The 13,255-nt window shown below is 64.5% G+C and carries 14 protein-coding genes; 7 read left to right on the forward strand and 7 right to left on the reverse strand.

Annotated elements, in window-relative coordinates:
• Positions 1–115 precede the first annotated feature (115 nt).
• Positions 116–661, reverse strand: a complete 546-nt coding sequence (locus FJ988_RS26215; RefSeq protein ID WP_140821441.1) for a tetratricopeptide repeat protein — start codon at positions 659–661, stop codon at positions 116–118.
• A gap of 182 nt (positions 662–843) precedes the next feature.
• On the opposite strand from FJ988_RS26215, the gene FJ988_RS26220 reads away from it, so the two are divergent.
• The 3 genes from FJ988_RS26220 to FJ988_RS26230 all read left to right on the forward strand — a co-directional run bounded on the left by FJ988_RS26220 (position 844) and on the right by FJ988_RS26230 (position 3,352).
• Positions 844–1,269: a DUF3775 domain-containing protein gene (locus FJ988_RS26220; protein ID WP_140821443.1), complete on the forward strand. Its 426-nt coding sequence runs from the start codon at positions 844–846 to the stop codon at positions 1,267–1,269.
• A 556-nt stretch (positions 1,270–1,825) separates the two neighbouring features.
• The gene (locus FJ988_RS31575; RefSeq protein WP_407067850.1) at positions 1,826–2,413 is read left to right on the forward strand and encodes an extensin family protein; all 588 of its coding nucleotides are present in this window, start codon (positions 1,826–1,828) and stop codon (positions 2,411–2,413) included.
• 129 nt (positions 2,414–2,542) lie between these two features.
• Positions 2,543–3,352 (forward strand): extensin family protein, encoded by an 810-nt coding sequence (locus FJ988_RS26230; RefSeq protein ID WP_140821638.1) that lies wholly within the window; start codon positions 2,543–2,545, stop codon positions 3,350–3,352.
• Between the two features lie 6 nt (positions 3,353–3,358).
• Here the strand turns inward: FJ988_RS26230 and FJ988_RS26235 are convergent, their stop codons facing one another.
• Positions 3,359–4,048 carry a gamma-glutamylcyclotransferase gene (locus FJ988_RS26235; protein ID WP_181183673.1) on the reverse strand — a complete coding sequence of 230 codons (690 nt, stop codon included), beginning with the start codon at positions 4,046–4,048 and terminating at the stop codon, positions 3,359–3,361.
• Positions 4,049–4,190: 142 nt separating this feature from the next.
• On the opposite strand from FJ988_RS26235, the gene FJ988_RS26240 reads away from it, so the two are divergent.
• The 3 genes from FJ988_RS26240 (at position 4,191) to FJ988_RS26250 (ending at position 7,783) form a co-directional block, all read left to right on the forward strand.
• Positions 4,191–4,898 (forward strand): LssY C-terminal domain-containing protein, encoded by a 708-nt coding sequence (locus FJ988_RS26240; protein ID WP_140821448.1) that lies wholly within the window; start codon positions 4,191–4,193, stop codon positions 4,896–4,898.
• 157 nt (positions 4,899–5,055) lie between these two features.
• Positions 5,056–6,366 carry a hemolysin family protein gene (locus tag FJ988_RS26245; RefSeq protein ID WP_140821450.1) on the forward strand — a complete coding sequence of 437 codons (1,311 nt, stop codon included), beginning with the start codon at positions 5,056–5,058 and terminating at the stop codon, positions 6,364–6,366.
• Between the two features lie 121 nt (positions 6,367–6,487).
• Positions 6,488–7,783, forward strand: a complete 1,296-nt coding sequence (locus FJ988_RS26250; protein ID WP_140821452.1) for a glucoamylase family protein — start codon at positions 6,488–6,490, stop codon at positions 7,781–7,783.
• Between the two features lie 60 nt (positions 7,784–7,843).
• Here the strand turns inward: FJ988_RS26250 and FJ988_RS26255 are convergent, their stop codons facing one another.
• The 4 genes from FJ988_RS26255 to FJ988_RS26270 all read right to left on the reverse strand — a co-directional run bounded on the left by FJ988_RS26255 (position 7,844) and on the right by FJ988_RS26270 (position 11,833).
• The gene (locus FJ988_RS26255) at positions 7,844–9,406 is read right to left on the reverse strand and encodes a DHA2 family efflux MFS transporter permease subunit (protein WP_140821454.1); all 1,563 of its coding nucleotides are present in this window, start codon (positions 9,404–9,406) and stop codon (positions 7,844–7,846) included.
• Between the two features lie 10 nt (positions 9,407–9,416).
• Positions 9,417–10,517 (reverse strand): HlyD family secretion protein, encoded by a 1,101-nt coding sequence (locus FJ988_RS26260; protein ID WP_140821457.1) that lies wholly within the window; start codon positions 10,515–10,517, stop codon positions 9,417–9,419.
• Complete coding sequence (locus tag FJ988_RS26265; RefSeq protein ID WP_140821459.1) at positions 10,514–11,068, reverse strand: helix-turn-helix domain-containing protein; 555 nt, start codon at positions 11,066–11,068, stop codon at positions 10,514–10,516. The genes FJ988_RS26260 and FJ988_RS26265 overlap by 4 nt, the downstream gene beginning before the upstream one ends.
• A 159-nt stretch (positions 11,069–11,227) precedes the next feature.
• Entirely contained in the window at positions 11,228–11,833 is a 606-nt protein-coding gene (locus FJ988_RS26270; protein WP_140821461.1) for an NADPH-dependent FMN reductase, read from the reverse strand.
• Between the two features lie 91 nt (positions 11,834–11,924).
• On the opposite strand from FJ988_RS26270, the gene FJ988_RS26275 reads away from it, so the two are divergent.
• Positions 11,925–12,293, forward strand: coding sequence for a helix-turn-helix domain-containing protein (locus FJ988_RS26275; protein ID WP_140821463.1), 369 nt, complete (start codon positions 11,925–11,927; stop codon positions 12,291–12,293).
• A 479-nt stretch (positions 12,294–12,772) separates the two neighbouring features.
• On the opposite strand, the gene FJ988_RS26285 is transcribed toward FJ988_RS26275, so the two are convergent.
• Entirely contained in the window at positions 12,773–13,168 is a 396-nt protein-coding gene (locus FJ988_RS26285; protein ID WP_140821467.1) for an acyl-CoA thioesterase, read from the reverse strand.
• Between the last annotated feature and the right edge of the window lie 87 nt (positions 13,169–13,255).

Below are 13,255 nucleotides of genomic sequence, written 5' to 3' on the forward strand. Positions count from 1 at the left end.
AGTCCGGCAAAATGATCCCCGCTTTCGCGGGCCAGCAGCCGGCGGACCATGCCGAAAGCCGACAAAAAACCGGCCGCGATCGCTCGCGGCCGGTTTCGGAGGCCTTCAGCTCCAATCAGCTCCGCAGGAAGTGGTCGATCTGCTCCGACAGCATCCCGTATTCGCGCGAGCCCTTGCCGGTCCGCTTCTCGATTTCCTTGAGCTGCTCCTGCGCGCCCGCGAGGTCGCCGATCTGCAGATGCGCCTCGCCGAGATATTCGCGCACCAGCGTGTAGTTCGGGTCGATGCGCAGCGCTTCCTCATAGTAGCCGAGGCCGACGGTGACGCGGCCGGAATGGCGGTGCGAATAGCCGAGATAGTTGAGGATGCGCGGATCCTGCTTGTTGGCGGCGAGCGTCAGCACCGAGATCGCCTCGTCATAGCGCCCGGCCATCGCAAGGTCGTGCCCGGCTGCATAGATGCTGTCGTCGTCAAGCATGCCGTATTGGGGCTTTACGCATTTGTTTTTCTTCTTGTCCCACACTTCGCCCTTCTTGCACTTCGTAGTGGTCGAAGTGTCACTGCCGCCACCGCCACCTTCGCCGGCGGTATAGGCCGGGGCCGCGAATAGCGGCAGGGCAACGGCGGCCGCCATGACCTGAAAAAGCAAACGTCTGCGCATCGAAGCCTCCATGTTGAAGATCGCAATGGCAGATTAACGCCGTCTCGAAGCGCTTTCATCCCGAAATACCGGCCGATGCCGAACTATTTTGGATGGCACGAAAGAAGCCGTTACCTCCGGACGTGACGTGCGCTGCAAATCCGCTATCATCCCGAACCAAGCGCATCACGTGGAGAAGGGCCGTGCAGCAGCGCCTCGAGAAGGAATGGGATCTTTCGATCGACCCGGACACGGTGCGCCTGTTCATCCTCAAGGCCAAGGCGCTGAGCGCCGGCGTCAATGAGGACTATGACGACGGTGCCGAGCATGAGGTCGAGTTCGACGGCGACACCCATGCCAGCCATCACCATGACGGCCTTGTCGAAGAGGCTTCGGAAAACCTCACCGAGGAAGAATTCCGCGAACTGATCAATGATCTCAATATCGACGAGGCCGCCGAACTCATCGCGCTCGTCTGGATCGGGCGCGGCGACTATGACGCGTCCGAATGGGCCGACGCCGTGGCCGCCGCCAAGGAGCGTTCCAACCGGCGCACGGCCAAATACTTGCTCGGCATGCCGCTGCTGGCAGACTGGCTGGAAGAGGGCCTCGAAGCCATCGGTGCGTAACGCACCGGTAACCGATTGTGATCGGCAGGCCGCGCCCACCAAGGCAACCTCGCTGCCTGAACGCCGTTTCCGGGCGATGGCAGCGCTCAGCTTTTCGAGATTGTGCAAATTGGCGCTGCCTCTGGCGGCGGCGGCCTTGCTGGCGATGCCGGCCATGGCCGCAAAACATCACCATCGGCATAAAAGACACCTGCCGCCCGCCAGCCAAAGCGCGGCGCCAGCATCCGAGAAACCTGCCCCGACGCCCCCACCTCAGGATTTGGAGAACGGCGCCGAAAAATCCGCGCAAGGCAAACGCCGCGCTGACAGAAACGACGATTTTCTCAACGAGGATAAGGCTCACCCGAAGCGGGATGCCCACCCGCCCCGTTCGAAGGGTGCTCAATCCGAACCGCAACCGGAGCCCGAGGCGCAGGCAAAATCCGAGCCGCAGACCCCCGATGTTGTCCCAACGCCGCCCGAAAAGCCCACGGAACTCGAACCGGAGTCGCCCGGCACCGCACCAACGCCGCCGGAGAAGCCGGCGGAAGGAGGCCAAGAGGGCGGCGGTGAGAAAATGCTGCCCGATCCACGCTCGGCCGATGTCCCGGCCACTACCATGCCGCAGGAGGAAACCGCCTGCCGCGAGCGGTTGAAGGCGCTTGGCGTCGAATTCGAGGAGCACAAGGCCGAGCAGGATCCCGAGATCGGCTGTTCGATCCCCTACCCCATCGTCATCAAGACGCTGAGCAATTCGATCGGCATAGCGCCCGGCGCCGAACTCAACTGCAGGATGGCTGAAGCCGTGGCGGGCTTTGCCGCGAACGTCATCCAGCCGGCGGCAAAGGCCGAATTCGGCGCCGACGTGAAGTCGATCGGCCAGGCGTCGGGCTTCGTCTGCCGCCCGCGTCACGGCACCAGGAAACTGTCCGAGCATGCCTTCGGCAACGCGCTCGATATCGCCTCCTTCACGCTAGCGGACGGCAAGAAGGTCGAAATCGGTCCAACCCCGCCCGAGAAAGATGCGGAATTCTTGGACAAGGTGCGCAAGGCCGCCTGCGGCCCGTTCAAGACGGTGCTTGGCCCGGGCGCCGATCCCGACCATGCGCTGCATTTCCACCTTGATCTCGAGCCGCGCCGCCACGGCGGCACTTTTTGCCAATAGTCGAATAGAACAGCGCCGCAATTCCGCCCCATGCGTGAATGCCGGCGCTGATCTTTCCTTTACAATTGACGGTTAACCTTACTGCATCCGGGGATAGGATGCCTTTCGATGGCTCGAAGACTTGCCGCCATGCTTGGCCTGGCGCGACACAACAGGCGTGCGCGTGCAGCGGTCGTCGGGCTGGCGCTCGGCCTTGCCATCGTCACGGTGTCGGCCTGCACGACGGGCGACGTCTTCGCGCTGCAGCCGGCCGTCGATGTCGGCAGCCAGACCGCCGCCGTGCCGCAGCCCGACGCGCCGCAATATTCCGGCATGCAGAGGCTTGTCCCGTCGAACCCCTATATGACGCAGGCCGCCTATCCGCGCATGGACACGCCGATGTCGCCGCTCGAACAGATGCCGGCCAGCGAAATCGACTGCCGCAATGAGTTGAAGCGGATGGGCGTCGTCTACCAGGACATCCAGCCGATCCATGAGGGGCAATGCGGCATCGATTTCCCGGTGAAGGTTTCCGCCATCGGCAGCGTCGCCATGAAGCCGGCCGCGACGCTGACCTGCAACATGGCCGCCACCTTTGCCGCCTGGACGAAGAACGAACTGCAGCCGGCGGCCCGCTGGCGCTATTTCTCCGGCGTCAAGGCGATCCACCAGGGCTCCAGCTATTCCTGCCGCAACATTGCCGGCGAAGGTGTCCTGTCCGAACACGGCAAAGGCAACGCGCTCGACGTCATGAGCATCGAGCTCAACAATGGCGACGACATCGACGTGCGCAAGCCCGGACTGTTCGCCTTCCGCACCCGCGGCTTCCTCAACAATGTGCGCGCCGACGGCTGCGAGTACTTCACCACGGTGCTTGGCCCGGGCTACAATTACGACCACCGCAACCACTTCCATTTCGACATCAAGAACCGCAAGAGCGGCTATCGCGCCTGCCGCTGATCCAGATCAGTCGTTCAGGTCGGAACCGGTGGCAGCCAGGATCTGCCGCGCGACCAGATCCTGGATGCGCCACAAATTCCTGTCGCGTATGCCGCTTTCCTCCAGCTTGCTGACGGTCCGAAACAGATATTGCGCCGATGAGCCCCAGTGCCCCGCGGCCCGCGCCAGCGTATCCGCGACCTGCTCCAGGGGCAGCCGCCCGGCATAGGCCCGGCCGTCGGGGGCTGCGACAAAGGCCAGGGCGCGGAGTGGCCCTTCCCTGGTGCGGACATTTATCCAGCGGGGCACGTTGGTCGGCGGGTTCGCATCGATTTCCCGCCGCATCAGCTGACCGAGCTGTCCGAAATGGTCATGCCCCGGCAGCCGGTAAACGATGCCGTTGCAGCTGCCTCCCCGGTCGAGGGCAAGCATAAGCGCCGGCAATTCGCGCGTGCCGCGCCAGCGCGTCAACTTCAGGCAAAACGACCGGTGCCAACCTACCGCCGTTGCCGGGCGCTGTTCGACATGGTCGAATTCCGGGTTCCAGATCAGCGAGCCATAGGCAAAGACCCAAAGCGTTTCGGGTCGATGTTGCGCCAGCAGCTTTTCGACCACGTCGTCATATTCCGCGTCGCTGTGTTCGGTGGTCCCGGGCTCCGGCCCGGGATCGGGCTCGGTGCGCTCGACCCTGGCAACAAGGTCGCCGGTCAGCGCCATTTTCCCTTGGCCTGCTTTTGTCCGTTTCATTCGCCGCCCCCCGCTCGAACGATAGCCGGATGATAAATGCTCTGCTTATCACTGGCCATTGATTTCCCATGATCGTAGCGCAACAGATGCCATACGGGATCGGGCGGGACTTATGAGCCAACGCAGCTTGAAACGACGTGCAGCGACCTGGTTGCTGGCGTTATGCGCCTTCTACCTGGCGCTCGCTTACTTTGCCGCGCCGGAATTCTGGACCTGGCGCGAGCGCGGCTTCCGTACGTTGCCGTTCGAGATGGTGACGCACACGCCGCAGGGCATTCCGGGCGACCCGATCAATGTCGGCCTAGTCGGCTCAGAGAAGGAAGTCGTGCACGCCTTCGCGGCTGCCGGTTGGGACACGGCCGACGCCGTCACGCTGCGCACGGCGATCGACATCGGCGAAAGCGTGCTCTTCTCGCGCCCCTATCCCGACGCGCCGATGAGCCGCCTTCTGTTCGACGGCCGCGCCCAGGACCTCGCCTTCGAAAAGCCGGTCGGCGACAGCGCCGACCGTCGACACCATGTCCGATTCTGGCTGACCGACAAGGTCGGCGACGACGGCCGCCCGCTCTGGCTCGGCGCCGCCAGCTTCGACCGCGGCGTCGGGCTCAGCCACGACACCGGCGCCGTCACCCATCACATCGGCCCCGACATCGATGCCGAACGCGACTTTCTGATCGGCGACCTGAACGCCGCCGGCCTGCTGACATCGACCAGCAAGATACCGGGGATCGGCGCCACCAAGACCGGCCGCAACGGCGGCGGCGATCCTTATTTTACCGACGGCATGGCCGTGATCGGCGTGCTGAAGACGCTGCCGTGAGGGCCGCGCTGACGCCCAAGGTTCGCGTTGTCATCGATGCGCTGATCGAGCATTTCTCGGCGTCATCCTGGGACACCGCCTGAATATCCGGCCGTCATGTTCTAAAAATACCGGCAGGCTATTTTCTAATGCACTGCAGCAATGCTATTGACCGCCCATGCTTTACGTTGAAATCGCTGTCGTCGCCGTCCTCATTCTGGTGAACGGCCTTCTGGCAATGTCCGAACTCGCCATCGTTTCGTCGCGGCCCGCCCGCCTCAAGGCGATGATCGACCGCAATATCAAGGGCGCCGGCCGGGCGCTGGCGCTCGGCTCCAATCCCGGCAAGTTTCTGTCCTCGGTGCAGATCGGCATCACGCTGGTCGGCGTTCTCTCCGGCGCCTTTTCGGGCGCCACGCTCGGCGAACGCCTGGCTTCGTTCCTGGCTTCCACCGGTATCCGCGAAGGCATCGCCGACCCGGTTGGCGTCGGCATCGTCGTCGCCATCATCACTTACGCGTCGCTGATCGTCGGCGAACTGGTGCCGAAGCAGATCGCACTCAGGGACCCCGAGCGCGTGGCCGTCCGCGCGGCGCCCGCGATGACCGTCCTTGCCACCATCTCGGCGCCGCTTGTCTTCCTGCTCGACATCTCGGGCCGCGCGGTGCTGTGGCTGCTCGGCCAGAGCGGCGAGGCGGAGGAAAAGGTCACAGACGAGGAGATCAAGATGCTGGTCGCCGAGGCCGAGCATCACGGCACCATCGAATCCGACGAGCGCCGCATGATCGCCGGCGTGATGCGGCTCGGCGACCGCGCCGTGCGCGCCGTGATGACGCCGCGCACCGAGGTCGACTGGCTGAACCTGCAATCCGACGAGACTGCGGTGCGCAGGCTTTTGATGGAGACGCAGCACTCGCGCCTGCCCGCCGCCGACGGCAATGTCGACGCCATGATCGGCGTCATCCAGACGCGCGACGTGCTCGCCGCGCTTCTTGCCGGCCGGGTTCTGGATCCGCGCCAGCATGTGCGCGCCGCGCCCATCGTGCATGACCAGGCCGACGCGCTCGACGTGCTGCAGAGGCTGAGGGAATCGGACGTGCCGATGGCGCTCGTCCATGACGAATACGGCCATTTCGAAGGCATCGTCACGCCGGCCGACATTCTGGAAGCCATCACCGGTGTCTTCCGCTCCGATCTCGAGGCCGGCGAAGAGGAAAACGCGGTCAAGCGCGAGGACGGCTCCTGGCTGCTCGCCGGCTACATGCAGGCCGACGAGATGGCCGAGGTGCTGGGCATCGACCTGCCGGAGAACCGCGATTACGAGACAGTCGCCGGCTATGTTCTGTCGCATCTCCACCATCTGCCGGCGACCGGCGAATGCGTCGACGCGCAGGGCTGGCGCTTCGAAGTGGTCGACCTCGACGGCCGCCGCATCGACAAGCTGATCGCCACCCGCCTGCCCGACGGGCATCGCCCAGTGGCTCGGTGAGCGGCCGGCAACTCCCGACCGGGCGTCTGGGTTGACGAGCCCGTCAAGCTTCGCTTTCCTCACTTATGATTGACCGGCCGGAAAGCTTTGAGGCGGTGCAACGGCACCTATATCGGCAACCATGGATGCATCGGGCGAACACGCGCTGAACGACGGACTGCTCTCGGACATCCAGCGTCTGTCTTTCGACTATTTCCTGAAGGAGGCCAACCCGGTCAACGGCCTTGTTCCCGACCGCAACACCGCGGCATCGCCGGCCAGTATAGCTGCCGTCGGCTTCGCCCTGTCGTCCTATCCCGTCGGCGTCGAGCGCGGTTTCATGTCGCGCGCCGCCGCAGTCGAACGGACGCTCGCCACGCTTCGCTTCTTCTGGAATGCGCCGCAGGGAACAGAGCCCGACGCCACCGGCTACAAGGGCTTCTACTATCATTTCCTCGACATGCGGAGCGGACGCCGCGTCTGGAACTGCGAGTTGTCCACGATCGATACCGCGCTTCTACTGGCCGGCGTGCTTGCGGCCGGCGCCTATTTCGACGCCGACGACGAACTGGAGCTGGAGATCCGCCGGCTTGCCGATGCGCTCTACCGCCGCGCCGACTGGCGCTGGGCGCAAAATGGCGGCGCCACCGTCACCCATGGCTGGCGGCCCGAAAAAGGTTTCCTGCGCTATCGCTGGGAAGGTTATGACGAGGCGCTGATCCTCTACATGCTGGGCCTCGGCTCGCCGAGCTTCCCGCTGCCGCCCGAGAGCTATGCCGCCTGGCTGTCAAGCTACAAATGGAAGAGGATCTATGGCCGCGAACTGGTCTATGCCGGTCCGCTCTTCATCCATCAATTCTCGCATATCTGGATCGATTTTCGCGGGATTCGCGATGCCTTCATGCAAAAGGTCGGCAGCGACTATTTCGAGAACAGCCGCCAGGCGACTTTTCTCCAGCGCGACTATGCCATGCGCAATCCCAGGGGGTTCGTCGGCTACGGCGAGAATTGCTGGGGCATCACCGCCAGCGACGGCCCCGGCCCGCAGCAGAACCGGGCCGGCGGCCGCCGCTTCTTCACCTACCTGGCGCGCGGCGCGCCCTTCGGTCCCGATGACGGCACGCTGTCGCCTTGGGCGGCGGTCGCATCCCTGCCGTTTGCGCCGGAGATCGTCCTGCCCACACTGCGCTACTTCCATGAGATCGACCTGCACGACGGCAATCCCTACGGCTTCACCGCAAGCTTCAATCCGACAGTCGCCGACGCCGGCGGCCGGCCTTGCGGCTGGATGTCGCCGGACCATGTCGGCATCAACCAGGGGCCGATCGCCTTGATGATCGAGAATTACAGGTCGGATTTCCTGTGGCGGCTGATGCGCGGCGTGCCGGCAATCTTGACGGGCCTGCGACGAGCCGGATTTTCGGGCGGCTGGCTGTAAGCGCAGCCTGCCCTTCCTATCGCCGCGGCGCGCGTCCCAGCCCGCCTCTGGCGGCTCCTATCAATGCGCGTCCGGCGGCGGCGCCTTCGGCGCGACGTTGCGCAGGAACGGCACCAGCGCGGTCGCGATGACGAAGGCGATCATGATGACCAGGAACGCATCGGCATAGGCCATCGTCGAGGCCTCGCGATAGGCGAGCTGCCAGAGCTGTTTCAGCGCGGCGGTATGGCCGTCGTCGACGGCACCGGGCAACTGGCCATAGCGCTGCGCGACAGTGTCGGTCAGCCGCATCGCGGCCTCGTTCTGCGGCGTCAGATGCGAGGCGATGGTCAGGAAGTGGAAGTTGGTGCGGTCGTTGAGGATCGCGCCGCAAATGGCGATGCCGACCGCACCGCCGAGATTGCGCATCGTGTTGAACAGCCCGCTGGCATATTTCAGCCGCTCCGGCGGCAGGCTGCCAAGCCCGAGATTGACGCTGGGCGCCACCGCGAAGACCTGCGGGAAGCCGCGAAAGATCTGCGGCAGAAGAAGCTCGGCCGAGCCCCACTGGCTGGTGATGGCGGAAAAACTCCACATCGAGGCGCCGAAGGAGGCCAGGCCGAACATCATCAGCCAGCGCGTGTCGAAGCGCTTGGCGAGGAAGATGTAGACCGGGACGCCGATCATCGAGGCGACGCCGGTGGAAAACACCGCGAGCCCGGTCTCCAGCGCGTTGTAGCCGCGCACATAGCCGAGGAACAGCGGCGTCAGATAGATCGTGGCGAAGATGCCGATGCCGGTGATGAAGGACAGGAAACAGCCGATGGCGAAATTACGGTTGCCGAAGGCGCGAAAGTCGACCACCGGCTGGGCATAGGTCAGGCTTCGCACGACGAACAAGACGAGCGTGACCGCGGCGACGACGGCGCCGTTGCGGATCGTCGCATCGTCGAACCAGTTCCAGCGCGAGCCTTCCTCCAGCACATATTCCGCGGTGCCGAGGCTTACCGCCATCAGCGCCATGCCGATATAGTCCGCGCCCTTCAGCAAGGATGGATCGGCCTTGTCGATCTTGACAAGGGTCGCGACGAGCACGGTGATGATCGCCCCGGGCACGACGTTGACATAGAACAGCCAGTGCCAGCTCAGCGTGTCAGTGATCCAGCCGCCGATGACCGGACCGAGCGTCGGCGCGATCGAGGCGATGCTGCCGACCACGGCGGCGGCGTAGACCCGCCGCGGACCCTGGAAATAATGGAAGGACGAGGTGAACACCGTCGGGATCATCGAGGCGCCGAGCAGGCCCTGCAGCGCGCGGAACACGATCATGCTTTCGATGTTCCAGGCGAAGCCGCAAAGCATGCTGGCAAGAGTGAACCCCGCCGCCGAGATGGTGAACAGCCAGCGTGTCGAGAACACTCTTGTCAGCCAACCCGACAACGGGATGACAATGATCTCCGCCACTAGATACGAGGTCTGCACCCAGCCGATCTGGTCCTGCGCCGCCGACAGTCCGCCGCCGATATCCTGCAGCGAGGACGCCACGATCTGGATGTCGAGTAGCGCAATGAACATGCCGACGCACATCACCATGAAGGGCAGGATGCTCTTCAGGAAGGGCTCCTGCGCGGCTGTCTCGGGCATGGCGGCAGCCTCAATGCGAACGCGTGTCGACTGTGACCGTCGTCGACAGTCCGGGCCGCAGGGCGACCATCTGCGCCTGGTTGGCGTCGATGGTGATGCGCACCGGCACGCGCTGCACGATCTTGGTGAAATTGCCGGTCGCGTTCTGCGGCGGGATGACGCTGAAGATCGCCCCGGTCGCCGGCCCCAGGCTGGTGACGTGGCCCTTCAGCGGCTTGTCGGGCGCGACATCGGCATAGACGGTCGCCGCCTGGCCGTCGCTCATGTCGCGCAGCTGGTCTTCCTTGAAATTGGCGTCGACCCACAGTCCCGACGACGGCACGATGGTAAGAAGATAGCTGCCCGGCGAAACATAGGTGCCGACCTGCGCCAGCCGGTTGCCGACGACGCCGTCTATCGGCGAGCGGACTTCGGTGAAGCCGAGATCGAGTTGCGCCGTATCGAGATCGGCCCTGGCGGCGGAGACTTCGGCCGTCGCCTCCTCGATCTGCGTGTTGAGGACGTCGAGTTGCTGCCGCGATGCCGCGAGCGCCGCCCGTGCCGCCACCACGGATGCCTGCGCCTGGCCGTCGGCGGCGGCGCTCTTTTGCGCGTCCTGCTGCGAGCCGGTCCTGGCGCTGGCCAGCACCTCGTAGCGCTTGGCGTCCTGCGCGGTGAAAACCGCGGCGGCGGTCTTCGCCGTAAGATCGGCCTCGGCCTGCGTGATCAGCGAATTCTGCAGCGAGATCTGCGCGCGCAGATTGCCCAGCGCCGACTGCTTCTGCTCAACCGCAGCCTGCGAGCGCTCCAGCGCCGCCTGGAACGGCCGGGCGTCGATACGCATGACAAGCTGGCCTGCGGCGACATGCTGGTTGTCCTCGACCAGGATCTGGTCGATATGCCCGGCGACCCTCGGCGCCAGTGGCGTGACATTGCCGCCGACATAGGCATCGTCGGTCGAGACCAGAAAACGCCCGACCTGCCACCACTGGACGCCATACCAGCCGGCAGCGCCGATCGCGATCAACGCCGCCAGCGCGAGCAGCGGCTTGCGGCGCAACCTGGGCTTGGGCGGCGGGACCGGAATGGCCGACGGCTGCTGCAGCTCGGCCTGGGAAAGCGCCTTGTTCATTGGCCCCGCGCCTCATCTTGACGGTTGGCAATCGGGCCGTTTTCTATGAGCGGAAGTCCCGAACCTTGCGTACTGAAGCGGTAGCGCTGCCGCATCCGGTCGGTGGCCATCGGCGCCGTCGCCATGGCGAAGCCGCCGCTGTCGAGTTCCCTGCCGCTTTCGCGGTCGACCAGCACCGGCTCGGCCCAGCGCCCGTCGGCCTTGTCCACCACGACCAAGCTCGGCCCCTCGGGCGCCAGGTGCTTGTTGCCCCAGGCGAGCAGCGAAATGAGCACCGGGCGGAAATCGCGCGCCTTGGCAGTCAGCACATATTCGTAGCGCAGCGGCCGCTCGCAATAGACGCGCTTCTCGAACAGCCCACGCTCGACCAGGCTGTTCAGCCGCCGCGTCAGGATGTTCGGCGCGATCTCCAGGCTCTTCTGGAACTGGTCGAAGCGGGTCAGGCCTTGGAAGGCATCGCGCAGCAAAAGGATACTCCACCACTCGCCGACAGCGTCGAGGCTGCGCGCGATGGGGCACGGGCGGGTTTCGAAGCTTGTTTTTGCAACCATGACCGGGAGTCTCTTTCAAAATGAAAGTGACACATAGCCATGTAAGTTGCATTATGCAAGTCACACATTGGCGATGAGATGGAATCCGGGTTGGCCAGGCGCAAAACAAAAGGGCGGCGCAAGCGCCGCCCTTCCGGGAGGATGATCCGCTACAGCGGCTCAGGCAGCCTGGGCTTCACCGGCAATGGCGTCGGCAACACGCGCTGCCTTCAGCACCTTGGCCCACCAGGCCACGTCGTTGACCAGTGCCGCGGCCGACTGGTTCAAATGCTCAAGGTCCTCGAGCTTCTTCTCGCCCTGGCGGACCGCCAAATAATCGCCCCAGGCGATATGTACGGCCGACTTGACCGGCGCCATCTGCAGCTCGACCGCGATCAGGCGCAGGTGCTCGATAGCGCGCGAACCGCCGACCGAGCCATAGCCGACGAAACCGGCCGGCTTCTTGTTCCATTCATTGGCGGCGTAGTCGATGGCGTTCTTCAAGACGCCGGTCGGGGCGTGATTGTATTCGGCGGCGGTGAAGATGAAGCCGTCGAACTCAGCCACCTTCTTCTGCCAGCGCTGCGCCACTTCGTTCTGCGACGGCGCCCAGGCGGAGGATGCGACCTCGTCGAAGAAGGGCAGCGGCCAGTCGCGCAGGTCGACGATCTCGACGTCGATATCGGCGTGCGACTTGGCGATCTTGGCGATCCACTGCGTCGGGACGTCGGCGAAGCGGGCGGCGCGCGTCGAACCGACGACAATGGCGATTTTGGGCTTGGACATAAGGGGACTCTCCTTGGGGGGATTTCCAGTATCGTTTGGATACCGGCGCTGTATGTGATACTGACAAATCATCGCGCAAGGAGGCACGTTTTTGTTACTGAGGCACCCGCACAACACCGAGGACTGCCGGGCGGTATCGGAAATCCTGCAACGGGTCGGCGACAAGTGGACCGTGCTGGTCGTCGGCAAGCTCGGCGACGGACCGATGCGCTTCAACGAATTGCGCGCCGCCGTCGGCGGCATTTCGCAAAAGATGCTGACCACGACTTTGCGTGGCCTGGAGCGCGACGGTTTCGTCACGCGCGAGGTGTTTCCGACTATTCCGCCGCGTGTCGATTATGAGCTCACCGAGCTCGGCCATGAGCTTCTGGTGCCGGTCGGCGCGCTCGGCGAATGGGCGCGCAAGAACACCTCTCGGGTGCAGGAAGCGCGCGCAAAATTCGACGGTAAACAGGGCTGAACACGTTGCATTGCAACGGGTTGCGGATTCTTGAATGACGGCAGTCGGTGGCCGCCAGCGGTATCCCCGCGTTCGATTTTCGACTGGGTTGGCCGCCGCCCGTCGCTTGGGCTTTGACCACCACCGCGTGATCGCCGCGGCGCCGGTAGCGGTCTTGCGCCGGCAAATCGTCAGACGCTTGGACTGGCGCTGCCGCAGCACACCGCCGTACAGCCTCCAGCCGGCGCCGCCATCTTGCCAGGGGCCTCCGGGTTGTGCCTGCAGGCGACCCGCGGAAGGTCCTTTTTGACTTCGATATAGGCCGTTATGCCGAGCAGGCAGACCAGAGCAATGAGGGCTGCCAAAAGCCAGCCGTTCAGCATGTGTTGACGCATTGTCTTTCCCCCGCCACCCGCAAGGTGGGCGGCGAAGGCAACCAATGGATGTCGCGGAGCGCCTCTGCCGCGCGGGGGCTGTTACAAAAGCGCAAGTTTCGGGAATCAGCTCTCGCCCGGAATTGGCTTCGGCTTGCCTTCGCCGTCGAGGGCCACCATGACGAAATCGGCATGGGTGACCTTTTCCATCAGGTCGGACAGGTAGCGCTGCGCCCAGGCCTCGACCTTGAGCACCATCGAGGTGCGGCCGACGCGGTCGACATGAGTGTAAATGCACAGCGTATCGCCGATCTTCATCGGCTTGGCGAAGGACATCTCTTTCACCGCCGCCGTCACCACCCGGCCCTTGGCGCGCTCGGCGGCGCGGATGCCGCAGGCAAGATCCATCTGCGCCATCACCCAGCCGCCAAAAATGTCGCCGGCCGCATTGGCGTCGGAGGGCATGGCGAGCGTGCGCAGCGTGAGATCGCCGAGCGGTCTTCCGTCCGCGTAATGCACCATAGGGATGTCCTTCAGCCGCTGTCTTCCTGAACCCGTAGCAACGCGGTCGCGATGTCGCAAGCTCTGCTGAAAGCGAAAACCGCGTCG

Source organism: Mesorhizobium sp. CU3 (assembly GCF_006442965.1).
Lineage (GTDB): Bacteria > Pseudomonadota > Alphaproteobacteria > Rhizobiales > Rhizobiaceae > Mesorhizobium.

Coding starts and splice junctions, on each gene's coding strand:
- FJ988_RS26255 (WP_140821454.1), bottom strand. CDS start 9,406: ATGCCCGAGACAGCCGCGCAGGAGCCCTTCCTGAAGAGCATCCTGCCC.
- FJ988_RS26245 (WP_140821450.1), top strand. CDS start 5,056: ATGCTTTACGTTGAAATCGCTGTCGTCGCCGTCCTCATTCTGGTGAAC.
- FJ988_RS26270 (WP_140821461.1), bottom strand. CDS start 11,833: ATGTCCAAGCCCAAAATCGCCATTGTCGTCGGTTCGACGCGCGCCGCC.
- FJ988_RS26235 (WP_181183673.1), bottom strand. CDS start 4,048: ATGGCGCTGACCGGCGACCTTGTTGCCAGGGTCGAGCGCACCGAGCCC.
- FJ988_RS26240 (WP_140821448.1), top strand. CDS start 4,191: ATGAGCCAACGCAGCTTGAAACGACGTGCAGCGACCTGGTTGCTGGCG.
- FJ988_RS26230 (WP_140821638.1), top strand. CDS start 2,543: ATGCTTGGCCTGGCGCGACACAACAGGCGTGCGCGTGCAGCGGTCGTC.
- FJ988_RS26215 (WP_140821441.1), bottom strand. CDS start 661: ATGCGCAGACGTTTGCTTTTTCAGGTCATGGCGGCCGCCGTTGCCCTG.
- FJ988_RS26285 (WP_140821467.1), bottom strand. CDS start 13,168: ATGGTGCATTACGCGGACGGAAGACCGCTCGGCGATCTCACGCTGCGC.
- FJ988_RS31575 (WP_407067850.1), top strand. CDS start 1,826: ATGCTGCCCGATCCACGCTCGGCCGATGTCCCGGCCACTACCATGCCG.
- FJ988_RS26260 (WP_140821457.1), bottom strand. CDS start 10,517: ATGAACAAGGCGCTTTCCCAGGCCGAGCTGCAGCAGCCGTCGGCCATT.
- FJ988_RS26265 (WP_140821459.1), bottom strand. CDS start 11,068: ATGGTTGCAAAAACAAGCTTCGAAACCCGCCCGTGCCCCATCGCGCGC.
- FJ988_RS26250 (WP_140821452.1), top strand. CDS start 6,488: ATGGATGCATCGGGCGAACACGCGCTGAACGACGGACTGCTCTCGGAC.